The following is a 24,780-nucleotide window of genomic DNA, read 5'->3' on the forward strand; positions in this document are numbered from 1 at the left end:
CCCGATGGCGGCTCACCTGACACGGACGCGAACGATCACGGAGAAACACCGGGTGAATTCACCTCTGCACCAGGCGATCATCCTCATCACGGGCATTCAGGCGGCGGGGAAGTCGACCATCGCGCAACTACTGGCGGAGCGGTTGCCCCGGTCGGTGCATGTGCGCGGTGACCTGTTCCGGCGCATGGTGATCAACGGCCGCGACGACATGACCCCGGACCCGTCCGAGGAAGCGGTGCGGCAACTGCGCCACCGGCTGACCCTGGACCGAGGCCGCGGTGGGGTGATCGTGGCGTCACGCGGTCAGTGCCCGTCGGTCTGAACCTGTTCGTCGGCAACCGGTTCCGCGGGCAGGCGGTCGGCGCCCCAGCTGCGACGGATGTAGCCGAACACACGGTCCAGTTCCGTCCGGTCGACGGCTGCCGATTCGCCGGGCTCCAGGGGGTCGAAGTGGAAGATGTAGAGGCGGGAGGCGAACTGCTCGAACGGCAGGGATGCTTCGCCGAACCGTTCGCCGTGGCCGGCCGTGCCGACGACAACGCCGTCGCCCCAGTCCTGGCCGCTGTCGTTGTTGGGGTTGTAGAAGTAGACCCGCATCTTCGATTCGGGGTCGAGGTTGACGCGCAGCACCGTGATCGCGTGCCAGCCGACGAAGCGGGCCGCGCTGTCGGTGATCGCGATTCCGGCCGGTTGGGGGTGGATCACCGGCTGGTTGCCGTTGTAGAAGGGGTGATAGCTGGCGTAGAAGTGGCGCTGGAAATCCTCGAGGTCGGTGAGCTGACCGGTGGCCACGTCGACATTGATCCGGAAGCCGCGCCCGGACCACCAGCCGTGGAACTCCGGATTGATCCAGCGGTGTGGATCGCCGTCGCGGCCGACGCACTGGCGCCCCATCTCCGCGTAGATCCGGTCCAGGTGCGGTACCACCAGCAGCGACACCGGATCCAGATCGTGTTGCAGCGCGGTCGAGACGCCCGCGTCGCTCTCGCGCGAGGAAATCGGCCGGCCCTCGAAATGCATGACGATCTCGTCGTCACGCGCGGCCCAGACCACCGTTTGCAGCAGGTAGTCCGGGTCGTTGTAGGCCCACATCGACAGTGCTCGCGCCGATTGGCAGGTGGGATTGTCGCCCTGCCCGATCCCGAGCGGCAGTCCGAGAACCGACAGCACCCCTGACAACAACCATGCCCGCGCGTTCGGCGCGGGCCCGAAGACCTGGGTCAGGCGCTGCTGGGAGTGCGGCGAAAGGCGCAGCGCGAGTTGGCGCCACAGCGCGGGAGCGACGGGCGGCTGATAGAGAATGCCGCGTTCGAGCATCAGGGTGAGTCCGTAGATGCACTGGGCTGTTTCGACGTGCACGGCCTGCTCGATCAGGCTGCGCACCAGTTCGTGATAGCAGAGCAGGCTGTCGCGACCGGTGCTGGACAGGCCCATCGCCTCACCGAGGAGATACTCGCCTTTTCCGAGCAGAAAGCGCAGCAGGACAGCGTGATACGGCGAAACCAAGCCGGTGTCGTGCATGGAGCGCGCGAATCCGGTCGCCTCGTACTGCAAGGCGCTGTCGTCCATCGACTCCACGCGCGTGCGGTAGATCTCGACCCCGGGGTCCTCCCGGCATCCCTCGGTGGTGCCGTAGAGACTGCTGATCAGCCGGTCGGCCCCGAGCCCGCTGGCGCCCAGATCGACGTCCGGATTCGCACGGGCGACCGCGATCTGGGTGATCATCCGTTTCACCGAATCGACCTGGATGGGCCGCTGGCGCAGGATGCGCCAGATCTCGTCGACCAGGTTCTCGAGGACCTTCTCGTACCCGATCTCGGTGACGAGGTAGTTCAGCAGCGCGCGCGAAACCTCCGCCATCCGGCCCTGCTGGACGCGTTCGGCCTCGGTGGGCGCGGTGAACAGCAGGGACAGATTGACCGCGAGCACCTGCGACAGATGATCATTGGCCTGCTCGGCGGAGATCATCGGATGCTCGAGATCGCCCTTGGCCACCGCGAGCAGGCGCAGATCGCTCACCGCCTCCAGTACCACGGTGTCGGCATTGGCGCTGCGCAGCGAGCCGGTGCTCAGCGACGGGATGAGAATGTGCGGTCGCGCCCAGTCCGTTCCGAGGAACAGGCCCGCCGCTTCGAGGCCGGCCGCGCGGGCGCCCACCGCGGCGCAACCGCCCGGGAGCTGCAGTACCCGCCGCAGCGCCTCCAGCACTCTGGGCAGTTTGACCTGTTTCCCGAAATCACTGGCCGCCGAGAGGGACCGCGCGGCGTGATCCAGCGTGGCGACCCGCCTGTCGAGAGTCGTCGCCGCACCGCTGTCTGGGCTCAATCGCCGATCCTCTCGTGCACCATCGCTGTCACTGCTGATCAAATGTAGAAGTCGAGCTCTTCTTGCCGCTTCAGCAGATCCCGCAGAGTGTAGGGGTCCTCGCCGAAGAAGTAGAGCAGACCCCAGTGGTTGCCGAACGCGGTGCGTTTGGTGACCTTTTCGGCCATCGGCGCGGTCAGTTCGTGTGAGTCGAAGTAGTCGTGATCTTCGGTCTCCGGCGGCACCGACAGTTGACTGACCACGCGCCGGCGCGGATACACCCCGAAGCAGCCCGCGTGGCCGGTGGCGTCCACCACTTCCTTGGGGAAGAACGCGTCGATCTCCGCGTCGGTCGTCTTCGGATCGAAGGCCAGGACCAGGGCGTGGTACGCATTGAACCCATAGGTCCGTTCGAGCAGCTCGAACACCTTGAACCCCGGCGGCCGGTAGGCGACCTCACCGAAGTACATCTCACCGTCGCTGGTGACGAAGTACTCGGGGTGGATGAAGCCGAATTCGATGTCGAAGGTCTTGATCAGTTTCTCGACCTGGCGGGTGATCTCGGGCCGGTACTTCTCCAATTCCGGTGTCGCGGGCACGAAGACCGAGTAGCCCAGCGTCACGTACTCCGAGATGTTCAGGAAGCAGATGCGGCCGTTGTGCACCCATGCCTCGACGGCGAACTCCCACCCGTCCAGGTGCGATTCCATCAGCACCGGGAATTCCTCGTCGGGGATCGTGTCGATCTCGTCGGGGGTTCGGATGACCCGGTGGCCGAGGCAGCCTGCCTTGTCGAACGCCTTGACGTGGATCGGATCGTTCGGATCACCGTCGAGTTTCAACAGGGTCTGGTTGACCCGCTTCAGAAAGCGGATCACGTCGTCTCGTTCGTGGGCTTCTTCGAAGATGCCCACCCGGATGCCGCCGAGTTGCGCACGTCGCTTCATCAGCGACTTGTCGCGCAGCAGCATGGATTGCCCGAGCAGGCGTGGATTGTCGAGCAGGACGGAGTTGATCGCGCCCGCCCATTCCACCGTCTCCTCGAAGATCGGTATCGCGACGTCGACGCCCTTCTCCTTCAACGTCTCCGCGATCTCCATCGAACGGTCGTTGAGTCGCTCGAAATTCCATGGAATGTAGGGAATGTCGTGTGCTGTGCAATAGTCGCTCGCCCATTCCGGGGCGACCACTATGTACCGCCGATCGAAACGGTCCACAGCTTCGACGGCATTCAAACTCCACCCGAGTAGGGCAACATATCCTTTGTCGGGGTTTCGACTTTTCGATTCGTCGGCTGAAATCGGCAAACCTCATCCCTTCTCGACTTACAACCCAGATGTCGGTGATCCGGAACAGATCACCACAGGCTGCCATTACCGAGAAGTACCCGGGTCGGCCATCGTCAACCATTACAGTGCTGTGACCGGGTGGTTCGCCGGTCGGCTCGGCGAACCCGAGGGGACGGGTTCCAGGCCGACGAGGCGGGCGAGGCGGCGGTGCGAGTCGAGCCGGGCGGTCCGGTCGAAAGTGCTGGTGTGCACGAGGATCTCGTCGGCGCCGGTCTGCTGGGTCAACCGTTCCAATGCTGCCGCGACCTCCGGCTCGGTGCCGTGGATCTGGTCACCGAGCGCCTGCTCGAAGAACACGCGCTGGCGGTTTGTCATAGTGATGGCCTCGACCTCGGCGGACGAGACGAGCGGTGGGAACTCGCCGTGCGTGCGCGAATAGGCGCTCGACCATGCCTCGGGGAGTAGCAGGCGACGCGCCTGCTCGACCGAGTCGGCGATCATGACCGTCGCGGACACGATCACCCAGGGGCGCGGTGACCGTGCCGACGGCTGGAACTCGGCGCGGTAGCGGTCGATCGCCGCCACCATGGCCTCGTGCCCCGCGATCGGTGCGATGACCAGCGGTAAGCCGAACCGCGCCGCCCGCTGCGCACCCGAACCGGTGGCCAGCACGAAGGTGGGTAGATCGAGGCCCTCGGCTGACTTGGCGCGCACCCCGGCCCGGCCGGCATCGAGGTAGTCGAGCAGTTCGGCCAGGTTGGTGTCGAAATCCTCGGCGTCGTCGTGCCCGTGCGACAGGGCCCGGCGTACTCCGTCGGTGAAACCGACCGACCGGCCCACACCCAGGTCGATGCGCCCGGGAAACAGCGCGCCGAGGACACCGAACTGCTCGGCGACGACGAGCGGCTGATGATTGGGCAACATCACCCCGCCGGTCCCCACCCGGATCCGGTCGGTGGCCGCCGCGACCGCCGCCGCCAGCACGGTCGGCGCGGTTCCGGCGACGCCGGGCACGCTGTGATGCTCGGCGACCCAGAACCGGTGGAACCCCCAGCGCTGCGCGAGCGTCGCGAACTCGACCGTCTCGCGCAACGCGTCGGCATGGTCCTGCCCGCGCCGCACCCGGGAGCGGTCCAGGATCGAGAAGCGGACAGTGTCGAGTGTGGCGGTCATACCCCTTGTCAACGCCTCGGGCGCGGGTGGATTCCACGTGCTGACCGGCCGCGGTGAATTGTTGCGATCTTCGCAAGATTTCACGAGCACCAACCCTGAACCAACCTTGCGCCACCATAGTGTCCTGCGAACCCGACCAAACGTCGAGAACCTGCCAGGAGTGCACCATGCTTCACCACGCCGGGTCCGGACAGCGCGAACGACATCTCAACGGCCGCAAACTGGATCATCGCCACCGTGCGGTCGCCACCAGCGACGATGCCCGCCATGTCCTGCAACTGCTCAACGCCATGCACGGACAGGTCGTGCTGTATCTGCCCGCCGACGCCGACGGTCACACCCCGATCTGTTTGCGCCGCAGCGAGTTTCGTCCCGAGACCGGCGACGTGCTCGCCGGGCAGACCGCCTGGCACACCGAGTTCTGGATGGCTGACCGGTTCCATGTGGGGCTCGACGACATCGATGTCAGCGTCGATGTGCGCAGCCGTCCCGGTGACGAACCGCGGACCGCGTCCTTGGAGACCGCCTGCGGATTCCGATTCGCGCTGCGCATCCACCGGGCCGAGGGCGAACTCGTGGAGGAGGCCTCCTAGCCGGGCAGCCTCACGCCACGCTGTGGACCAGCACGAGTGGCGCTTCGCGGAACGAGATCGCCAGCACCATCCCGAGCCAGCAGAAGGTCGCCGCGGTGATGACGGCCCATACGGTGGTCATCGCCCCAGGATCGCGCACCGGCGGGGTCGTTGTCTGCTCTCCGATCACAATTGAGGGCGTGCCTGCGGCGAATCCGGTTCCGTCGCGGGCCACGGCCGTATAGTTCACGAACCCTGGTTCGCCTGACCTGCGGAGTTGGCCGGATTCGGGCGAACGTGCAGCACCTGGGTGCGGACGCATCCGGTGGGTCGTCGGTCGGAACACCAAGGGACGCAGATGATTTCCATGCCTGGAGAATCCGGACCAGGGAAGACGGGATCGGCGCGCGTGGCGATGTCGTCGTCGAGCCGGGATCGCGGATTCAGTTTCACCGGTCTGCTCGGCGCACTGGTTCTGGTGTGGTTGTCGCTGACACCGTCGCTGCTGCCGCGCGGCCCGCTGTTCCAAGGTGTCGTCTCCGGTGCGACCGCACTGGTCGGCTACGGACTCGGGGTCGCGGTCGCCGCGCTGATCCGCTGGGCATGGCAACGCGACTTCGCGCCGGTGAACCGCTGGCTGCGCTGGGGCCTGGCGGCCGTCGCCGTGCTCGGCACGGTCGCCGTGCTGATCTGGTACGCCGGGTGGCAGAGCGAGCTGCGCACCCTGATGGGTGTGGCCGGGCTGTCGTGGTCGGCCTACCCGATCATGGCGACGATCGGCGTGCTCGTTTTCCTGGTGCTGCTCGTGATCGCCCGCGTGTGCCGGGCGGTGTCGCGGTGGGTCGGCGCGCTGCTCGGTCGGGTCCTGCCCGCTCGGGTCAGCACGCTGCTGGGCGGTGTCGTCGTGATGGTCGTGGTGATCGCCCTGCTCAACGGGGTGGTTGCGGGTGCGGCGATGTCGGTGCTCAACGCGACGTTCAAGACTGTCAACCAGGAAACCTCGGCGGACACTCCCGAACCCGCGATACCGGAACGCTCGGGTGGTCCCGGCTCGCTGGTGACGTGGGACTCGCTCGGTCGGCAGGGGCGGATCTTCGTCTCCAACGGTCCTTCCGCGCAAGAGCTGAGCGCGTTCAGCGGACGCCCGGCGCGCACGCCGATCCGCGTCTACACCGGGCTCGAATCCGCCGAGAACATCAGGGCCGAAGCCGATCTCGCGGTCGCCGAACTGCGGCGCGCGGGTGGATTCGACCGGGCCGTGCTCGGTGTGGCGACCACCACCGGCACCGGATGGATCAACGAATCCACCGCCACCGCCGTGGAATACCTGGCCAACGGGGACAGTGCCCTGGTCAGCATGCAGTACTCGTTCCTGCCGAGCTGGCTGTCGTTCGTCGTCGACCAGGAACGCGCCCGCCAGGCCGGTCAGGCGCTGTTCGAGGCGGTACACGCCGTGTGGGACGCCCTGCCACCGGAGCAGCGGCCGAAGCTGGTGGTGTTCGGGGAGAGCCTCGGCTCCTTCGGTGGCGAGGCCGCCTTCGCGAGCGTGCAGGACATGGCCGCGCGCACCGATGGCGCGCTGTTCGTCGGCCCCACCGCCACGAACCCGGTGTGGCGCGATGCCACTCGGCGCCGCGACCCCGGCTCCCCGGAGTGGCTGCCGATCTACCGGGACGGGTACACCGCGCGCTTCGTCGCCGGCGCACCCGACCTGACCCGTCCCGACGCCCCGTGGCCACCGGCACGGGTGGTCTATCTCCAGCACGCCTCCGACCCGATCACCTGGTGGACACCGCAGCTGCTGTTCCAGAAACCGGACTGGCTGCGCGAGGAACGCGGCCCGGACGTCTTGCCCAGCACCCGCTGGATTCCCGTCGTCACCTTCCTCCAGGTCTCCGCGGACATGGCCGTCTCGATCGACGTCCCCGACGGGCACGGCCACACCTTCCGCGCCGCCATCGCCGACGCCTGGGCGGCGATTCTGGCCCCACCCGACTGGACCCCCGCCGACACCGAACGGCTGCGCGCCATCCTGCGCGGCGAGCAGTGATCGAGGAAGGGACACCCACCGCCACGCGGCCTGGGAATTGACCGCCACCGCCACACCTGCTGCTCCCGAGGTCCCAGGCCGGACACGGTGTATCGATTACCCTTCGACGACGCGTTTCTCCCCTTGCCAGACCTGACGACGGGAATCTCGTGAATCTGTGGAGCTATGTCCGGGGGCGGGGCGAGGTGTTGACCTTCCTCACCTATCAGCACGCCTCGCTGGCGTTCCAGACGGTCCTGGTCGGCACCCTCGTCGCCATCCTCGTCGCGATCGCGGTCTATCGACTGCCGCTGGGATCGGCGCTCACGCTCACCGCGAGCCGGGTCGCGCTGACCATTCCCTCGCTGGCCCTGCTGGCGCTGTTGCTGGTGCCCTTCGGCCTCGGTGTCACCCCGTCGTTCATCATGCTGGCGTTCTTCGCCGCCCTCCCGGTGATCGGTAACGCCATCGTCGGGCTGCGGTCGGTGCCCGCCTCGGTGATCGAATCCGCCCGCGGCATCGGCCTGTCGCGCTGGCGAATCCTGCTGACCGTCGAATTCCCGATCGCCTGGCCGGTGACCTCACCGGGATCAGGGTCTCCACCCAGATGATCGTCGGCGTCGCCGCCATCGTCGCCTACGTGCTCGGCCCCGGCCTCGGTTCGCTCATCTTCAACGGCCTGTCTCGCCTCGGCGGCGCCAACGCACTCGAGATGGCGCTGACCGGCACCCTGCTCATCGTCGCGATCGCGTTGGTGTTCGACGCGCTCCTCGTCGCGCTGGGACGTCTCACGATCGCCAAAGGACTGCAATGACCGATGTGACCAACCAGCCCGCCCCGGTCTCCCCGGAGCGCAACGTGACCGGTGCGACCATCACACTCGACGGGGTCGTCAAGCGGTACAAGGGCCAGGACGAGCCCGCCGTGGAACGGCTCGACCTCGAGATCGACGCGGGCCACATCGTCGCGTTCGTCGGCCCGTCCGGCTGCGGTAAGACCACCACGCTGAAGATGATCAACCGGCTGATCGAACCGACCGAGGGGCGGATCTTGATCGGTGGCCGCGACGTCACCCGCGAAGACCCCGACAAGCTGCGGCAGTCGATCGGCTATGTGATCCAGTCCGGCGGGCTGTTCCCGCACTGGTCGGTCGCCAAGAACATCGGCGCCATCCCCCGGGTGCTGGGCTGGGACAAGAAGAGAATCGCCGAGCGCACCGAATACCTGCTCGATCTGGTCGGTCTCGACCCGGCCGTCTTCGCCGACCGGCTGCCCAAGGACATGTCCGGCGGCCAGCAGCAGCGCGTGGGCGTGGCCCGCGCGCTCGCCGCCGACCCGCCGGTGCTGCTGATGGACGAGCCGTTCGGCGCGGTCGACCCGATCACCCGGGTTCGCTTGCAGGACAGCCTGATCGCGATTCAGCACGAACTCGGCAAGACCATCGTCATCGTCACCCACGACTTCGAGGAGGCCACCAAACTCGGCGACAAGGTGCTCATTCTGTCCGAGGGCGGCCACGTCGAGCAGTACGCGCGCCCGGAGGAGATCCTCACCGATCCGGCGACGCCGTTCGTCGAGGAGTTCGTCGGCTCCGGCGCCAAGCTGGCGTATCTGACGGTCTCGCGCGTGCGCGATGTCGAGCACGACCCGGTGACCACCGCCCGGATCGGCGAGCCCGCGCAGAAGGTCATCGCGCGAGCGAGGGCGGCCGGGCACACCTGGGTCGTGGTCGTCGACGCCGCGGGCAGGCCGCGGTCGTGGCCGTCGCTGTCGGAGGTGGCCAGCAAGCCGGAGGTCTCGGACTACCTCGATCGGCGCCTGCCCGTCGTGGCCCAGTCCTCCACGCTCAACGACGCCCTCGACGCCATGCTCGCCGCCAGCCAGGGCGCCACCCTCGTCACCGACGGGCGCGGCGCGGTCCTCGGCTCGTTGAGCATCGGGTCGGTCACCGACGTGATCCAGACCAAGCTGGCCGAGGCGCAGGCCGTCGAGTCGTCCTACGCGACCTACGTCGACGGCTCTGATCCGACGCCGACTCCGGTTGTCGCCGCCGACGACCTCCCCGCGAAGGTCGAGCCAGGCGCGGCGGAGTCCGGAACGGCCGAACCGTCATGAGCCGGCTGCGTCGGGTCCCGATCGACGTGTGGTTCGAGCCGCTCGTCATCGTGGTGATCGGCGTCGGCTACCTGCTCTGGTACCGGTCGACGACGTTCACTCCCACCGAACAGGCCTCGCTCGGCTGGGCCAACCTGCAGACCACCATCGGCGAACACATCCGGCTGACCGTGGTCGCCACGCTGATCGTGGTGGCGGTGGCGATCCCACTCGGGATCGCGCTGACCCGGCCCGCGTTGACGCGGTTCGAGCCGATCGCGGTGAATGTGGCCAACATCGGGCAGGCCGCGCCCGCGGTCGGGCTGCTCGTGCTGTTCACCTTCTGGCTGGGCACCGGGTTCCGCACGGCGATCGTCGGTCTGGTCGTGTATGCGATCCTGCCGATCCTGCAGAACACGATCGTCGGGTTGCGTCAGGTGGACCAGCGCACGATCGAGGCCGCGCGCGGCATCGGATTCTCGGGAGCCCGGACGCTGGTGCAGGTCGAGTTGCCGCTCGCGGTGCCGGTGATCCTCAACGGCGTGCGCACCGCGCTGGTCATCCTGGTCGGCACCGCGACGTTGAGCACCTTCATCGGCGCGACCAGCCTCGGCACCCTGATCACCACCGGTGTGACCCTGTTCCTGCCCAAGCTGCTCATCTCCGGTGCCATCCTCGTGGGGCTGCTGGCGTTGATCATCGATTGGCTCGGCCGACTCGTCGAACTGGCCGCGACCCCCCGAGGTGTCTCATGAGACGAGCACGGCTGATCGCACTGGCCTTCGCGACGATCGGGCTGGTCGCCGGCTGCGGATTGGTGAGCTCCTCGGGGACCTTCCACGACGCGAACCTGCCCGGCGGTGAACGACCGCTCGACGGCGCCACGCTGGTGGTCACCTCGAAGAGCTTCACCGAAGGTGTTCTGCTGGGCAAGATCACGGCGACCTACCTGGCCGCGGCGGGCGCGGAGGTCACCGATCTGACCGGTGCGCCGGGCTCGGCCTCCTCGCGCCAGGCCCAGCTCAACGGCGACGCCGACGTGCTGTGGGAGTACACCGGCACCGGCTGGGTCAACTACCACAACCAGACCGAGACGATCGCCGACCCGCAGGAACTGTGGCAGCGCGTGCACGACATCGAGAAGCGCGACCACGACCTCGAATGGCTCGCACCGGCCAACTTCAACGACACCTACGCCTTCGCCGCGTCGAGGCCCACCGCCGAACGACTGGGCGTGGGCTCGCTGTCGGACGCGGCGGCGCTGCCGGTGTCCGAGCGCACCTTCTGCGTCGACGACGAATTCTTCAGCCGCTCCGACGGGTTCCTGCCGATGCTGGAGAAGTACGGCATCGGGTACAACACCCCCAACGGCGTGCCTTCGGACAATGTCACCCGGATGGACGCCGGTGTCGTCTACACCGCGACGGCCAGGAGCGAACCGTGCAACTTCGGCATGGTCTACACCACCGACGGCCGGGTCAAGAACCTGAATCTCGCCGTCCTCGACGACGACCGGAAGTACTTCCTGCCCTACAGCGGCACCGCCGTCGTCCGCGGCGAGATCATCGAGGCCCATCCCGAACTGCGCGAGCTGCTCGGCACCATCTCCGAACGCCTGACCGACGAACTGATGCAGGAACTCAACGGTCGCGTCGACATCGACGGTGAGGACCCCGCCGATGTCGCCTACGACTGGTTGGAGAGCGAGAACCTGATCGAATAATGGGCGGTCTGCAAGCGCAGGAGCCGCAGGAACCCTTCGCCGGGCTCTGGACCCGGCTGCGCGAGTTCGCGCCCGCGCAGCTGTCGGACCCGCTGGTCGAGGGGCGGGTGCTGCGGACCCATCTCGTGCGCCGCACCGTGCATCTGCTCACCGCCGAGGACGTGCTGGCCTGGCGGGCCCGGCACGACGCGATGCTGCGCCAGCGCATAGTCGGGGCCTATCGCCGTCAACTCGACGGCATCGATCTCGACGAGCTGGCCGCGGCGGGCCGGGCGGTGGTTGCCGACGGCGAACCCCGGTCGTTGACCGAACTGGCCCGAGCGCTCGTCGATCGGTGGCCCGAGACCGATCCGCGCGCCCTGGGCGAAATGCTGACCTCGCTCATCCCGGTGGCGCAGCTGCCGCCCCGAGGGGTGTGGCGAGCCAAGGGCGGAGTGCGCAATGTGGCGGTGTCGGTGCTGCTCGGTCGCGAGATCGATCCGTTGCCCGAGGATGCCGCCGACCCGGTGGGGCAGGCGATGATTCGTCGCTATCTCGCCGCCTACGGCCCGGCCGCCACGGCCGATGTCCGCGCGTGGAGCGGTGTCGCCGGACTGCCCGCCGCGGTGGCCGCGATGAACCCGGAGCTGGTCGCCTTCCGCGACGAACGCGGCCGCGAACTGCTCGACCTCCCCGGCGCCCCGCTGCCGGACCCCGAAACCCCTGCGCCCGTGCGGTTCCTGCCCGCCTTCGACAACGCGGTCCTCGGCTACCACCATCGAGGACGGATCATCGACGACGCCGACCGCGGGCTGTCGGTGGCGGGCGCGCGTTTCGTGCTCGTCGACGGCCGGGTCGCCGCCACCTGGGTTGTCGAGGACGGCACCGTCGTGGTGACCCCGCGGCGTCCGCTCGCCCGCGTCGAGCGTGTCGAGGTCGCCGAGGAGGGCCAGCGACTGGCGCTGTTCCTCTCCGATCCGACGGCGACAGTGCGCGCGTGCGGGTCGTCGACGTGTCGCCGTGACGGCGATCCCGAACGCCGCTCGCCCCCGAAAGCGTCACCGAGCCAGTCGAGCAACGCACCCCGAACGACTGGCGTCGCCGAGTCGGACTAGGGCCCGGCGCCCTTCACCTGCCGTCGGGCGCGCCGCCGGTCGAGCAGGTGGGCGGCCAGGGGCGATCCGGCGCCGTGCAAGACAATGCTGCCGAGCACCGTCAGGACCATCACGCTCAGGACGTCGTCGCCATCGTCGGTGGGCAGCAGGTTGAAGGCCAGCAAACCGAACACGATCGATGGGGTGCCGCGCGGACCCAGCCAGCCGATGAGCAGTACTTCGGTCTTGGTGAACTCGGATCCGAGCAGTGAGAGCGCGATCGGGGCCATCCGCACCACCGTGAGCACGGCCAGACAGAACACGATCAGCTGCCAGCTCACATCGCCGGTGAGCGCGAGGAAGGCGGCGGCGCCGAAGACGAACCACATCTGGGCGGTCAGCAGGAAACCGACATCGTCGATCAACCGGTGACCGTCGACGAAATGCGCGGACCGCCGGCGCAGGTGATGGAACACCACACCGCACAGGAACGGCGCGACGAATTCGTTGCCGCCCAGCCCGTAGGAGGCGGCGAAGGCCAGCACCGGGGCCACGACGACGATCACCCGCCCCGATTGCGTGGTCATCAGCCCGCGGCGTTCGGCCGCGTTGACACCCCGGCCGAGCAGCCACCCGATGGTCGCCCCGACGACGATCGCCACGCCGACCGCCCAGCTCACGGCACCCAGCGCGCCGAGCGCGCTGCCCGAGGGCGCGGTTCCGGCGGCGAGAGCGATGCCGAAGAACAGCACCGGCGCCAAGAGGCCGTCCTTGTAACCGGCCTCGATATTGAGGACGTCGCGCACCTTGGCCGGCACCCGATCATCGCGCAGGGTCGCGGCGGCGGGGGAGAAGTCGGTGGGCACGACCACGCACGCGAGCACCAGCAGCAGCGCCCAGCCTGCCTTGGGGAACACCCACGCGCCGAGCAGCATGGCCGCGGCGATGCTCAACGGCGTCGCGACCAGCAGCACCCGCAGCGCGGCGCCGGGATGGCTGCCGAGCAACCTGCCCCGGACCTCCGAGGAATCGATGAACAGCAGGATCGCCAGAATGATCTCGGCGGCGTGCAGGGCAGTCGAGGCGTTGAGCGCCTCCCCGACCGTGTCGGGCCCCAACGCCCCGATCACGATCCCGGCGGCGACCACCACCATCGGCGCCGTGATCCGATGCCGCTCGAACCACCCGGCGAGCATCGCCCAGACCACCAGTGCCGTCGATACCGCGAGAATCGGTTCGATCACCTGGTCAGACTGCCAGAACGAGACCTCTGCGCCCCGGCGACACACGACGTCGCCGTCATCGGCCGCTCACCTCGCGCGCCGGTGCGATCGCATCACGATCGCGACGTCAGCGATAACGTTTCTCGCGATACGTGCGGGTAACCCCCGCACGCTGTACACATACGGGGCAGAGGGGTGCAGACTCGCAGTGAAGCGCAGTCGCGCCCTTGCCCGGCCGGGCCAGGTCCATTTGCAGAGGAAGGAGTCGGCGAAGTGTTCAGCCGCATCGCCATCGTGAATCGGGGAGAGGCCGCCATGCGCCTCATCCATGCCGTCCGTGATCTGGCGGCGGCGACCGGGCTACGGATCGAGACCGTCGCCTTGCACACCGACGTCGACCGCACCGCCACCTTCGTGCGCGAAGCCGACATCGCCTACGACCTCGGTCCGGCCTCGGCCCGCCCGTACCTCGACCTCAAGGCGCTCGAGCAGGCGCTGGTGGCGACCAAAGCCGACGCCGCCTGGGTCGGTTGGGGATTCGTCGCGGAGGATCCCGCGTTCGCGGAACTGTGCGACCACATCGGCGTCACCTTCATCGGCCCGAGCCCCGACGCCATGCGCAAGCTGGGCGACAAGATCGGCGCCAAGCTGATCGCCGAGGAAGTCGGCGTCCCGGTCGCCCCGTGGAGCCGCGGCCCGGTCGACACCGTCGAGGACGCCATCGAGGCCGCCACCCGGATCGGCTACCCGCTGATGCTGAAGGCGACCGCCGGCGGCGGTGGCCGCGGTATCCGCGTGATCACCAACGAAGCCGAACTCGTCGACGCCTACGAGCGCACCCGGCAGGAAGCCGCCCGTGCCTTCGGCAGCGGTGTCGTCTTCCTGGAGCGCCTGGTCACCGGTGCCCGCCACGTCGAGGTCCAGGTGATCGCCGACGGTCAGGGCACCGCGTGGGCGCTGGGCGTGCGCGACTGCTCGGTGCAGCGCCGCAACCAGAAGGTCATCGAGGAATCCGCCTCGCCGGTGCTCAGCGCCGAGCAGACCGCCGACCTCAAGGCCTCGGCCGAGCGCCTGGCGATCGCGGTCGGCTACCGCGGCGCGGCGACCGTCGAGTTCCTCTACCACCCCGGCGATCAGCTGTTCGCCTTCCTCGAGGTCAACACCCGCCTGCAGGTCGAGCACCCGATCACCGAGTGCACCACCGGTTTCGACCTCGTCCACGCCCAGCTGCACGTGGCCTCCGGGGGCAAGCTCGAGGGACAGCCGCCCGCCGAGCGCGGCCACGCCATCGAAGCCCGCCTCAACGCCGAGGACCCCGATCGCGATTTCGCGCCCTCGCCCGGCCGCATCGTGCGCCTCGACCTGCCCGCCGGCCCCGGCATCCGGGTCGACACCGGTGTCAGCGAAGGCGACACCATCCCCGCCGACTTCGACTCGATGATCGCCAAGATCATCGCCTACGGCCGCGACCGTGACGAGGCGCTGGGCCGACTGCGCCGCGCCATGGCCCAGACCCGGGTCGTCATCGCGGGCGGCGCCACCAACAAGAGCTTCGTGCTCGATCTGCTCGATCAGCCCGAGATCATCGACGCCAGCGCCGACACCGGCTGGATCGACCGGGTTCGCGGCGAGGGCCGTCTGGTGACCCACCGGCACTCCACCATCGCGCTGGCCGCCGCTGCGATCGACGCCTACCAGGAAGACGAACGCGCCGAACAGCACCGGCTGCTGTCCACCGCCTCCGGTGGCCGTCCGCAGGTGCAGCACCAGAGCGGCCGCCCGCTGGATCTGAAGCTGCGCGGAGCGAGCTACCGGGTGCGGGTGGCCAGGATCGGCGCGCATCGGTTCCGCGTCGGCATCGAGGCCGGTGGCGATCTGCGCACCGCCGATGTCGATCTGGAACGGTTCGATCGCCACACCGGCCAGATCGTCGTCAACGGCGCCCGCTACCGCCTGATCACTGACACTCACGGCCCCACCCACATTGTCGACGTCGACGGCGTGACCCACCGGATCAGCCGCGACGAGGGCGGTGTCGTCCGTTCCCCCGCCCCCGCGCTGGTCGTCGGCACTCCACTCGAGGTCGGCGCCGAGGTCGAGGCGGGCGCACCGGTGCTCGTGCTGGAGAGCATGAAGATGGAGACGGTGCTGCGGGCGCCGTTCCGGGCCCGGCTGAAGGAATGCGGCGTGTCGGTCGGCACCCAGGTGGAGACGGGCGCGCCGCTGCTGCGGTTGGAGCCGCTCGCCGACGACGACGCCGTCGAGACCGCGAGCACCGGCACCGTCGAACTCGATCTGCCCACCGAGCCCGCCCCGCGCCGCGCCGAGGAACGGATGGCGCGCAGCCTGCAGGACCTGCGGAGTCTGCTGCTCGGCTTCGATGTCGACCCGCACGACAACCGTCGTGTGCTCGACACCTACATGGCCGCGCGCAAGGAGTCCGTCGCCGACAACGTGCGGCCGTTGGGCGAGGAACTGGAATTGGTGCAGGTCTTCGCCGATCTCGCCGAACTGAGCCACAATCGGCCCGCCGAGGACGACGGCGGGCAGGGTCACGTGCACAGCGCGCGCGAGTACTTCCACACCTATCTGCAGAGCCTCGATGTCGAGCGGGCCGGGTTGCCCGAGTCCTACCAGGCCAAGCTCGCCGCGGCGCTGGGGCACTACGGGATCACCGAACTGGATCGCACGCCCGACCTCGAAGCCGCGGTCTTCCGGATCTTCCTCGCCCAGCAGCGTCCCGCCGACACCGTCGCGGTCGTCACCACGCTGCTGCGCGAATGGCTCGCCGAGCCGATGCCGGATCAGGTGTTGCGCGAACCCGTCGGCCTGGCCCTGGAGCGGTTGGTGGCGGCCACCCAGGTGCGGTACCCGGTGATCGCCGATCTGTCGCGTGGTCTGGTCTACGCCTGGTACGGCCAGCCGCTGCTGCGTCGCAACCGGGCCCGCGTGTACACCACCGTGCGCAAGCACCTGAGCTACTTGGACGCCAACCCGCAGGCCGCCGATCGCGGCGAGCGTATCGCCGAGATGGTGCGCAGCACCGAACCGCTGGTCCGGTTGCTCGGTCAGCGGCTCGAGCGTGACAAGCCCGACCACACCGCCATGCTCGAGGTGTTGACCCGGCGCTACTACGGCAACAAGGGGCTCACCGGCGTACGCACCGAGCAGATCGGTGGCGCCCCGTTCGTCGTCGCCGAACGCAATGGTTCGACCTTGGTCTCGACCGCGGTGGGCTTCGACGCGCTCGGCACCGCCCTGGACGGGCTGGCCGAACTGGCCGGTGGCGCGGTGTCCATCGGCGCCGACATCTACCTCAGCTGGGAGGATCAGCCCGAGGACTTCGACGCCATGGCGGCGGCCCTGCAGGATGTGCTCGGCGCACACCCACTGCCCAACCAGGTGCACCGCCTCACCGCCACCGTCGCGGGCAGCGGCGGCTCGGTCATGCACCATCACTTCACGTTCCGTCCGTCGGTGACCGGGATGGCCGAGGAACGGCTGATCCGCGGCCTGCATCCCTACATCGCGCAGCGGATGCAGATGGAGCGGCTGCGCAAATTCGACCTCACCCGGCTGTCGTCGTCGGACGAGGAGGTCTACCTGTTCCGCGCGGTGGCCAAGGAGAACCCCTCCGACGATCGCCTCATCGCCTTCGCCCAGGTGCGCGACCTGGCGGCGTTGCGTGATCACGATGGTCGGCTGGTCGCCCTGCCCACCGCCGAGAGCGCCATCGCGACCTGCGTCGACTCGATCCGCCGTGCCCAGTCGCGGCTGCCGTCGGCCAAGCGACTCAACACCAACCGCATCGTGATGTACATCTGGCCGCCGATGGACGTCACCCGCGCCGAGCTCGAGACCATCGGCGGACACGTGCTGCCGGCCGCAGCGGGCGCGGGGCTGGAGGAGATCCTGCTCATCGCTCGCCAGCGCGACCCCGAGACCGGCGAATTGAACAAGGTCGGGGTACGCATCTCGTTCCGGCCCAACGGCGAAACCGAGGTGACGGTCGGTGAACGGACCGACGAGGCGGTCGAGCCACTCGACGAGTACCGGCAGAAAGTGTTGCGCGCCGCGGCCCGCAACACCGTCTACCCCTACGAATTGACCTCGCTGTTGGGTGATTTCGTCGAATACGACCTCGACGACGAGCACACGTTGGTCCCCGTCGACCGGCCGAAGGGCCGCAACAAGGCGGCGATCGTCGCGGGTGTGGTCACCACGGTGACCCCGCTGCATCCCGAGGGCGTCACCCGGGTGCTGCTGCTCGGTGATCCGACCAAGTCCCTCGGCGCGCTCTCGGAACCGGAATGCCGTCGCGTCATCGCCGCCCTGGATCTGGCGGACCGGCTCGAGGTTCCGCTCGAGTGGTACGCGCTGTCGTCGGGCGCCAGGATCTCGATGTCGTCGGGGACCGAGAACATGGACTGGGTCGCGGCCGCGCTCAAGCGCATCGTCGAGTTCACCCAGGACGGCGGTGAGATCAACATCGTGGTCGCCGGTATCAACGTCGGCGCGCAGCCGTACTGGAACGCCGAAGCCACCATGCTCATGCACACCAAGGGCGTGCTGGTGATGACCCCGGACTCGGCGATGGTGCTCACCGGCAAGCAGTCGCTGGACTTCTCCGGCGGCGTGTCGGCCGAGGACAACTTCGGCATCGGCGGCTACGACCGGGTGATGGGGCCCAACGGTCAGGCGCAGTACTGGGCGCCGAACCTGAGCGCCGCGCGCGACGTGCTGATGGCCCACTACGAGCACACCTACGTCGCTCCCGGCGAGCAGGGGCCGCGCCGGGCCGAATCCGCCGACCCCGTCGACCGCGACATCTCCGACTTCCCGCATGTGCTGGCCGACAGCACCTTCGCCACCGTCGGTGAGATCTTCTCCGCCGCGGCGAATCCGGATCGCAAGAAGCCCTTCGACATCCGCACGGTCATGCGGGCGCTGGCCGACCAGGACCACCCCGTCCTGGAACGCTGGGCCGGGATGGCCGACGCGGAGACCGCTGTGGTGCAGGACGCGCATCTGGGCGGAATCCCGGTGTGCCTGCTGGGTATCGAGTCGCGCAATGTGGCGCGTCGCGGCTTCCTCGGCACCGACGGGCCCGACACCTACACCGCGGGCACCCTGTTCCCGCGTTCGTCGAAGAAGGCCGCGCGGGCGATCAACGCGGCCAGCGGCAACCGGCCGCTGGTCGTGCTGGCGAATCTGTCGGGCTTCGACGGTTCCCCGGAGTCGATGCGCAAGCTGCAGCTCGAGTACGGCGCCGAGATCGGCCGGGCCATCGTCAATTTCGACGGCCCGATCGTGTTCTGCGTGATCTCGCGCTACCACGGCGGCGCGTTCGTGGTGTTCTCCAAGGCACTGAACCCGAACATGACGGTCCTCGCCCTGGAGGGTTCGTTCGCCTCGGTCCTCGGTGGCGCGCCCGCCGCCGCGGTCGTGTTCGCCGGCGAGGTCAACTCCCGTACCGCGGCCGACCCGCGGGTGCGTGAGCTGGAGTCCCGCGCCGCGAGCGCCGTCGGCACCGACCGCGCCACCCTGGCCGCCGAGCTGGAGGAACTGCGTTCCTCGGTCCGGGCGGAGAAGCTCGGCGACGTCGCCGCCGAGTTCGACCGGGTGCACAATATCCAGCGTGCGGTGGAGGTGGGCTCGGTCGACGCCATCGTCAGTGTCGCCGACCTGCGTCCGCGCATCATCGAGGCGATCGAATCCCGCCTCGGCGGTCAGTCCGCCTAGCCGGGATCGGACAAGCGGGCCGGGCTCGGGGTCATCGGACCTCGGACCCGGCCCGCCGCCGTCTCAGCGTGGCGTGGCGCCGTCACCGGTCGCCACGCCGATCACATCGGATAGATCGCATGCTTGCGCGGATTGAACTCCGTGGTGACCGGCGCCTTGTCGCGCAGCAGGCGCAGCGCGTGCCGGATCTCCAGGCGGGTGCGCGACGGTTCGATGACGGCGTCGATGTAGCCGCGTTCGGCTGCGATCCACGGGGTGGCGACGGTCTCGTTGTACTGGTTGATCATGAACTCCCGCGCCGCCGCCCGATGTTCTTGCGCCACCGCGGCCAACTGCCGCTTGCCGATCAGGTCGACCGCGCTCTCCGCGCCGATCACCGCGATCCGGGCCGTCGGCCAGGCGAAACTGACGTCCGCGCCGACCTGGCGGGCCGCCATCATGCCGTAGGCGCCGCCATAGGACTTGCGCACCACCAGATTGATGATCGGCACGGTCGCCTCGATGATGGCGCGTGGCACCCGGCCGCCACGAATGATCACGCCGTTGGCCTCCTGCTCGAGGCCGGGCAGCACACCGGGGGTGTCGGCGACGAAGACCAGCGGGATGTTGAACGCGTCGCAGAGCCGGATGAAGTAGGTCGACTTGTCCGAGCAGGCCGCGTCGATCGACCCCCCCAGCACCAGTGGCTGATTGGCGATCACACCGACCGGATAGCCGTCGACCCTGGCGAATCCGGTGATCAGGTTGGGGGCGAACGCGGCACGGATCTCGTGGAACTCCCCGTCGTCGAAGATCCGCAGCAGGATCTCGTGCATGTCGTATCCGGCGCGGTCGGAATCGGGAATGATCGAGTCGAGTTCGCGGTCGGAGGCAGTGATCTCCGGCTCGAGCCCGGGATTGACGATCGGTGGCTGTTCCACACAGCTCGTCGGCATGAAGCTGAGGTAGTCGCGAGCCCACACATAGGCGTCCTGCTCGGTCTCGGCCACGTGATGCAGGGTGCCGCGCTCGGCCTGCACCTGCGCGCCCCCGAGATCCTCGGCGCTGATGTCCTCGCCGTTGACGGCTTTGATCACCTCCGGCCCGGTGACGAACATGTAGGAATCCTTGGTACCGATCAGCACATCGGTGTTGATCGGCCCGTACACCGACCCCGCGGCGCATTTGCCGAGGATGATCGACACCTGCGGCACATACCCCGACAGCTTCTCCAGCACCCGCGAGATGTCACCGAAGGAGGCGATCGAACCCACCGCGTCCTGGATGCGCGCACCACCGGAATCGTTGATCGTCACCACCGGGCAGGCGTTGTCGAACGCTAGTTGCAAGGCCCGCATGAACTTTCGGGCCGAGGTGACGCCCACCGAGCCGCCGTAGACGGTCTGATCGTGCGCGATCACCACCACGGGCCTGCCGCCGATCAGTCCGCGCCCGGTGACCAGCCCGTCGCCGTAGAGCGCGTCGGGCTGCTCGGGCTGGCGGGCCAGTGCGCCGATCTCGATGAAGGTTCCAGGGTCGAGCAGCATGTCCATTCGCTGCCGAACGCTGGGAATTCCCTTCTTCGCCCGCTTCGCGACCCCCGCCTCGCCTGCCGGTTCCGCGGCGGCCGCCAGCGTCTTGACCAGTTTCTCGAGCTTCGCCTGGGTAGTAACCACGCCGCAACCTTCCGACCAACCATTGTGCCGCCGACGACGTTAAGCGGTATCGACGCCAGGCAGGCCATTGCGCGGGGGACCAGGGACAGGTCACAGTCGAGGCGGGAATGGTGTTGTGTTGCCTTGTTGCCGATGGCCGCTGTCTGCCTAGAGTGGACAGATGGGTGTATCGCTTGCGCACAGGCAGACCGGCGTCATCGCGGTCGAGGAGATTGTGGTCTCGGTGCGGCATTCCGCGGCGATCGAGCTGTCCGCGCTGCTGCTGACCGCACAGGGTTCGGTGCTCGACAGCAGCGGCGTGGTCTTCCGCGGCCATCCCGTCGGCCCCGGGGTGCGGCTCGCGCCGGGACTGGGTGGACGGGCGGATTCGCTGGTGGTCGCACTCCCGGACGTACCCACCGGGATCTCGCACATCCGGATCGTGGTCGCCCTGGCCGACCGGTCCGCGCACCTCGAGGACCACCCGCCGGGGGAGGTGAGCGTCGACGACGCCAACGGAAACCCGCTGTACGACTACACGATCGATCGCGCCGGTCCGGAGTCGACGGCCATCGCGGTCGATCTGGATCTGGTCGAGCGCGGCTGGCAGGTGCGTGCGGTCGGTGCGGGCTATCGGGGCGGGTTCGACGCGCTGGTCGCCGCGCACGGCGGGACCATGGAGCGCCCCGCGCCCGCGTCGGCTCCCGCACCGCGTGCGGTCCCGATTCCGTTGCCGGACCAGCCGGTCAAGCCAAGGGAACCTCGCCCGAACTCCGCCGCGCCGAAGATCAGCTTGCGCAACGGCGACGACACGCTGGCCTTCGTGAAGATGGGCCTCGGCTGGGATCCGGTGCGCGTGCAGAGTCAGTACGGACTGCGCGAGGTCGACATCGATCTCGACGCCTCGGCGTTGCTGTTCGCCGGCGAAACCCTGGTGGACGCCGCGTTCTTCGGCGGCCTGGCGTCCAAGGACGGCTCGGTCCGGCATCTCGGCGACAACCTGACCGGCGACGGTGAGGGCGACGACGAGGTCATCACCGTCGACCTGACCAGGCTCCCGGCGCAGGTCACCACCGTCGTCTTCGTCGTCACCTCCTACGCCGGACACACCTTCGAGCTGGTCCGCAACGCATTCTGGCGAATGGTCAACGGCGCCAACAACACCGAGCTGGTTCGATCGAACCTTCAGGTCGGCGGCCCGAACACGGGCATGGTCGTGGCCAAGTTGTATCGCGACGGCAGCGATTGGAAACTCGAATCGATCGGCGCGCCGATCCAGGCCGGTCACCCCGTCGAGGCGGCCGAACAGGTCCGACGTTTCCTCGACCTCACCGAGTAAGGACTCGAGTCGAACTCAATCAGCCTGTGGGGCACGATGAGCAGGCACAATTGTCAGCAGTCCCATGCGAGGAGGAACAGATGACCACAGGTGGCTACGACCCTCAGCTCGGTATCGCGCCCGGACTGTCGCCGGGTGGGCTCGGCAGGCGTGCCGGAGCTCGATTCATCGACTGGATCATCGCCGGATTCATCGGCATGATCGTGTTCTGGTTGCTGAACAAGTCGACCAGCCTCCCGGAGTGGGTGTCGATCCTGCCGGGTGCCGGATTCGGGTTCCTGTACTTCCTCGGCTTCGAGGTCGCCAGCGGGTCGACGCCCGGTAAGAAATTGCTCGGCCTGCACGTCAACGGTGCGGGGGGCGCGGCGAAGCCGAGCGTCAAGGACTCCGCCATGCGCAACGCCTACATGCTGCTCAACCTGATCCCCTGGGTCGGTGGCCTGCTGTGGTTCATCGCCGCCATCTCGATCGCGGCGACGATCAGCTCCAGCCCCACCAAGCAGGGTTGGCACGACCGGTTCGCCGACGGCACCCAGGTCGTCAGGGACTGACTTTCGGTTCAGCGTGCGCCTGCTGTGCTCGCCGCCATGCGGCCGAGCGCAGCAGGCGCAGTCCGTTCAGTCCCACGATGATGGTGGACCCTTCGTGCCCGGCCACCCCCAGCGGCAGCGGGAGGTGTCCGACGAGGTCCCAGGTGACCAGGACGGCGATGAATGCGCCAGCGATGGCCAGATTCGCCAGCACGACCCGCCGTGCCCGGCGAGACAGGGCGATGACCGCCGGGATGGTAGTCAGGTCGTCGCGGATCACGATCGCGTCGGCGGTCTGCAGCGCGAGGTCGGATCCCGCTCCGCCCATGGCGATTCCGACGTGCGCGGTGGCGAGCGCGGGTGCGTCGTTGATGCCGTCGCCGACCATGGTCACCCGCGCGCCGCCCGCTTCCAGGTCCCGGATCGCCGACACCTTCGCCTCGGGCAGCAGATTCGCGCGGACCTCGGTGATCCCGACCTGCGCGGCGAGCTGGACCGCGGTGGTGTGGTCGTCGCCGGTGAGCAGGACCGGCGGTGCGCCGGACGAGGCGGTGAGCGCGGTGACGGCGGTAGCCGCTTCCGGGCGGACCTGGTCGGTGATCCCCAGTACCGCGATCGGGATTCCGTCACCGAGCACGACCACCGCCGTCGCCCCCCTGGCGCGCAGCGTTTCGACGATCGCGGTCGCGTTCTCGTCGGCGGCGGGCAGGACAGCGGCGGGGGAGCCGACCCGGATGTGCCGCCCGTCGACCAGCGCGGACACACCCCGACCGGGCTGGGCAATGAAGTCCTCGGCGGGCGGGACATCCAGTCCGCGTCGGTGTGCGGCGCGCATGATCGCCCTGGCCAGCGGATGCTCGCTGGCGTGTTCGGCCCCGGCGGCCAGTCGCAGGATCGCCTCGTCGCTGGATTCGGTGCCGAGGCAGCGGATCTCGGTGAGTTCGGGGACCCCTCGGGTGAGCGTGCCGGTCTTGTCGAAGGCGACCCGTGTGGTCGTGCCGAGCTGTTCCATCACCACCGCGGACTTCACCAGCACGCCGTGGCGGCCCGCGGTGGCGATCGCGGCCAGCAGCGGCGGCATCGTCGCCAAGACCACCGCGCACGGCGATGCCACGATCATGAACGTCATCGCCCGCAACAGTGAATCCCGCAGTGTCTCACCGAAAGCCAGCGGAACCGTGAACACCGCCAGGGTGGCCACGACCATACCGGCGGAATAGCGCTGCTCGATCTTCTCGATGAACAGCTGCGTCTTCGCCTTGGTCCGCGAGGCCTCCTCGACCAGCCCCGCGATACGAGCGACGACCGAGTCCGCCGCGCGCCGATCGACCCGCACCCGCAGCACGCCGGTGCCGTTGAGGGTGCCGGCGAACACCTCGTCACCGGTGCACTTGTCGACCGGCATGGATTCGCCGGTGACGGTGGCCTGGTCGACTTCGCTCGCCCCGCCGAGCACCGTGCCGTCCGCTGCGATTCGCTCACCCGGGCGCACCAGGATCTCCGCGCCGACTTCGAGTCCTGCCGCCTCGACCGCTCGCTCCTCGCCGCCGGTGATCAGTGTCGCCGTGTCGGGTGCGTAGTCCAGGAGCCCGCGCACCGAGTCCTCGGTGCGCGCGGTCGCCACGGCTTCGAGCGCGCCCGACACCGCGAAGATCACGATGAGCAGCCCGCCGTCCATCACCTGCCCGATCGCGGCCGCCCCGATCGCGGCGACGACCATCAGCAGGTCGACATCCAGCGTTTTCGCCCGTAGCGCTCGCAGCCCGGCGAGTCCGGGCTCCCAACCGCCCGCGCCGTAGCAGGCCAGGTACAGCGCAGTCGCCACCCAGGACGGCGCGCCGCCGAGCTGAGCCGTCAGGCCGAGTAGAAAGAGCGCCGATGATGCCGCGGCCCAGCGCATTTCGGGAACCTCGCGCAGGCGGGTCCGACGTATCGAGATCAGCGCGGGCTCGGTGCCGGGACGCAGGGGTGTGGCGGTGGACGAGGCCACGAGTCACCTCCGGGATCGGGAAAGACCTGAAGATACCAGAACACATGAAGACGTATTCATGTGTA

16 protein-coding genes and 1 pseudogene are annotated in these 24,780 nt (G+C 68.5%); 11 read left to right on the forward strand and 6 right to left on the reverse strand.

Features of this window, described 5'->3' with window-relative positions; genetic code table 11:
- The first annotated feature begins 52 nt into the window (after positions 1 to 52).
- Positions 53 to 322, forward strand: coding sequence for an AAA family ATPase (locus BOX37_RS10575; protein WP_206045799.1), 270 nt, complete (start codon positions 53 to 55; stop codon positions 320 to 322).
- On the opposite strand, the gene BOX37_RS10580 is transcribed toward BOX37_RS10575, so the two are convergent.
- The 3 genes from BOX37_RS10580 to BOX37_RS10590 form a co-directional block, all read right to left on the reverse strand.
- A complete protein-coding gene (locus BOX37_RS10580) occupies positions 304 to 2,325 on the reverse strand; it encodes a hypothetical protein (RefSeq protein WP_071927490.1) in 2,022 nt (673 codons plus the stop codon). The genes BOX37_RS10575 and BOX37_RS10580 overlap by 19 nt on opposite strands.
- A 38-nt stretch (positions 2,326 to 2,363) precedes the next feature.
- Positions 2,364 to 3,404, reverse strand: coding sequence for an ATP-grasp domain-containing protein (locus BOX37_RS10585; RefSeq protein WP_302872690.1), 1,041 nt, complete (start codon positions 3,402 to 3,404; stop codon positions 2,364 to 2,366).
- 309 nt (positions 3,405 to 3,713) lie between these two features.
- The gene (locus BOX37_RS10590) at positions 3,714 to 4,766 is read right to left on the reverse strand and encodes an MsnO8 family LLM class oxidoreductase (RefSeq protein ID WP_071927491.1); all 1,053 of its coding nucleotides are present in this window, start codon (positions 4,764 to 4,766) and stop codon (positions 3,714 to 3,716) included.
- A 167-nt stretch (positions 4,767 to 4,933) separates the two neighbouring features.
- Here BOX37_RS10590 and BOX37_RS10595 point away from each other — a divergent pair, with 167 nt between their 5' ends.
- The 7 genes and pseudogenes from BOX37_RS10595 to BOX37_RS10625 all read left to right on the forward strand — a co-directional run bounded on the left by BOX37_RS10595 (position 4,934) and on the right by BOX37_RS10625 (position 12,278).
- Positions 4,934 to 5,359, forward strand: coding sequence for a DUF779 domain-containing protein (locus BOX37_RS10595; RefSeq protein ID WP_071927492.1), 426 nt, complete (start codon positions 4,934 to 4,936; stop codon positions 5,357 to 5,359).
- Between the two features lie 346 nt (positions 5,360 to 5,705).
- Positions 5,706 to 7,388, forward strand: a complete 1,683-nt coding sequence (locus tag BOX37_RS10600) for an alpha/beta hydrolase (protein ID WP_240505298.1) — start codon at positions 5,706 to 5,708, stop codon at positions 7,386 to 7,388.
- 149 nt (positions 7,389 to 7,537) lie between these two features.
- Positions 7,538 to 8,181, forward strand: a pseudogene (locus tag BOX37_RS10605) (ABC transporter permease).
- Positions 8,178 to 9,482, forward strand: coding sequence for an ABC transporter ATP-binding protein (locus BOX37_RS10610; protein WP_071927494.1), 1,305 nt, complete (start codon positions 8,178 to 8,180; stop codon positions 9,480 to 9,482). Before BOX37_RS10605 ends, BOX37_RS10610 begins: the two are co-directional and overlap by 4 nt.
- Positions 9,479 to 10,216, forward strand: a complete 738-nt coding sequence (locus tag BOX37_RS10615; protein WP_071927495.1) for an ABC transporter permease — start codon at positions 9,479 to 9,481, stop codon at positions 10,214 to 10,216. Before BOX37_RS10610 ends, BOX37_RS10615 begins: the two co-directional genes overlap by 4 nt.
- On the forward strand, positions 10,213 to 11,184 hold the full coding sequence (locus BOX37_RS10620) for a glycine betaine ABC transporter substrate-binding protein (protein ID WP_071927496.1): 972 nt from the start codon (positions 10,213 to 10,215) through the stop codon (positions 11,182 to 11,184). Before BOX37_RS10615 ends, BOX37_RS10620 begins: the two co-directional genes overlap by 4 nt.
- Positions 11,184 to 12,278 carry a winged helix DNA-binding domain-containing protein gene (locus BOX37_RS10625; RefSeq protein ID WP_084759535.1) on the forward strand — a complete coding sequence of 365 codons (1,095 nt, stop codon included), beginning with the start codon at positions 11,184 to 11,186 and terminating at the stop codon, positions 12,276 to 12,278. The genes BOX37_RS10620 and BOX37_RS10625 overlap by 1 nt, the downstream gene beginning before the upstream one ends.
- Here the strand turns inward: BOX37_RS10625 and BOX37_RS10630 are convergent.
- The gene (locus tag BOX37_RS10630) at positions 12,275 to 13,501 is read right to left on the reverse strand and encodes a cation:proton antiporter (RefSeq protein WP_071927497.1); all 1,227 of its coding nucleotides are present in this window, start codon (positions 13,499 to 13,501) and stop codon (positions 12,275 to 12,277) included. The genes BOX37_RS10625 and BOX37_RS10630 overlap by 4 nt on opposite strands.
- 252 nt (positions 13,502 to 13,753) lie before the next feature.
- On the opposite strand from BOX37_RS10630, the gene BOX37_RS10635 reads away from it, so the two are divergent.
- Complete coding sequence (locus BOX37_RS10635; protein ID WP_071927498.1) at positions 13,754 to 19,222, forward strand: ATP-binding protein; 5,469 nt, start codon at positions 13,754 to 13,756, stop codon at positions 19,220 to 19,222.
- Between the two features lie 101 nt (positions 19,223 to 19,323).
- Here BOX37_RS10635 and BOX37_RS10640 read toward each other — a convergent pair whose 3' ends face one another.
- Complete coding sequence (locus BOX37_RS10640; protein ID WP_071927499.1) at positions 19,324 to 20,877, reverse strand: acyl-CoA carboxylase subunit beta; 1,554 nt, start codon at positions 20,875 to 20,877, stop codon at positions 19,324 to 19,326.
- A gap of 160 nt (positions 20,878 to 21,037) precedes the next feature.
- On the opposite strand from BOX37_RS10640, the gene BOX37_RS10645 reads away from it, so the two are divergent.
- Both BOX37_RS10645 and BOX37_RS10650 read left to right on the forward strand, forming a co-directional pair.
- A complete protein-coding gene (locus BOX37_RS10645; RefSeq protein ID WP_071927500.1) occupies positions 21,038 to 22,195 on the forward strand; it encodes a TerD family protein in 1,158 nt (385 codons plus the stop codon).
- An 80-nt stretch (positions 22,196 to 22,275) separates the two neighbouring features.
- Positions 22,276 to 22,746, forward strand: a complete 471-nt coding sequence (locus BOX37_RS10650; protein ID WP_071927501.1) for an RDD family protein — start codon at positions 22,276 to 22,278, stop codon at positions 22,744 to 22,746.
- On the opposite strand, the gene BOX37_RS10655 is transcribed toward BOX37_RS10650, so the two are convergent.
- A complete protein-coding gene (locus tag BOX37_RS10655; RefSeq protein ID WP_071927502.1) occupies positions 22,736 to 24,715 on the reverse strand; it encodes a heavy metal translocating P-type ATPase in 1,980 nt (659 codons plus the stop codon). The genes BOX37_RS10650 and BOX37_RS10655 overlap by 11 nt on opposite strands.
- Positions 24,716 to 24,780 lie beyond the last annotated feature (65 nt).

Source organism: Nocardia mangyaensis, from assembly GCF_001886715.1.
In the GTDB taxonomy this organism is placed as follows: domain Bacteria; phylum Actinomycetota; class Actinomycetes; order Mycobacteriales; family Mycobacteriaceae; genus Nocardia; species Nocardia mangyaensis.

Excerpts from the sequence above, each read along its gene's own strand:
- BOX37_RS10590 (WP_071927491.1), bottom strand. The coding sequence starts at position 4,766 with ATGACCGCCACACTCGACACTGTCCGCTTCTCGATCCTGGACCGCTCC.
- BOX37_RS10595 (WP_071927492.1), top strand. The coding sequence starts at position 4,934 with ATGCTTCACCACGCCGGGTCCGGACAGCGCGAACGACATCTCAACGGC.
- BOX37_RS10620 (WP_071927496.1), top strand. The coding sequence starts at position 10,213 with ATGAGACGAGCACGGCTGATCGCACTGGCCTTCGCGACGATCGGGCTG.
- BOX37_RS10600 (WP_240505298.1), top strand. The coding sequence starts at position 5,706 with ATGCCTGGAGAATCCGGACCAGGGAAGACGGGATCGGCGCGCGTGGCG.
- BOX37_RS10645 (WP_071927500.1), top strand. The coding sequence starts at position 21,038 with ATGGGTGTATCGCTTGCGCACAGGCAGACCGGCGTCATCGCGGTCGAG.
- BOX37_RS10585 (WP_302872690.1), bottom strand. The coding sequence starts at position 3,404 with ATGGAGATCGCGGAGACGTTGAAGGAGAAGGGCGTCGACGTCGCGATA.
- BOX37_RS10650 (WP_071927501.1), top strand. The coding sequence starts at position 22,276 with ATGACCACAGGTGGCTACGACCCTCAGCTCGGTATCGCGCCCGGACTG.
- BOX37_RS10625 (WP_084759535.1), top strand. The coding sequence starts at position 11,184 with ATGGGCGGTCTGCAAGCGCAGGAGCCGCAGGAACCCTTCGCCGGGCTC.
- BOX37_RS10610 (WP_071927494.1), top strand. The coding sequence starts at position 8,178 with ATGACCGATGTGACCAACCAGCCCGCCCCGGTCTCCCCGGAGCGCAAC.
- BOX37_RS10615 (WP_071927495.1), top strand. The coding sequence starts at position 9,479 with ATGAGCCGGCTGCGTCGGGTCCCGATCGACGTGTGGTTCGAGCCGCTC.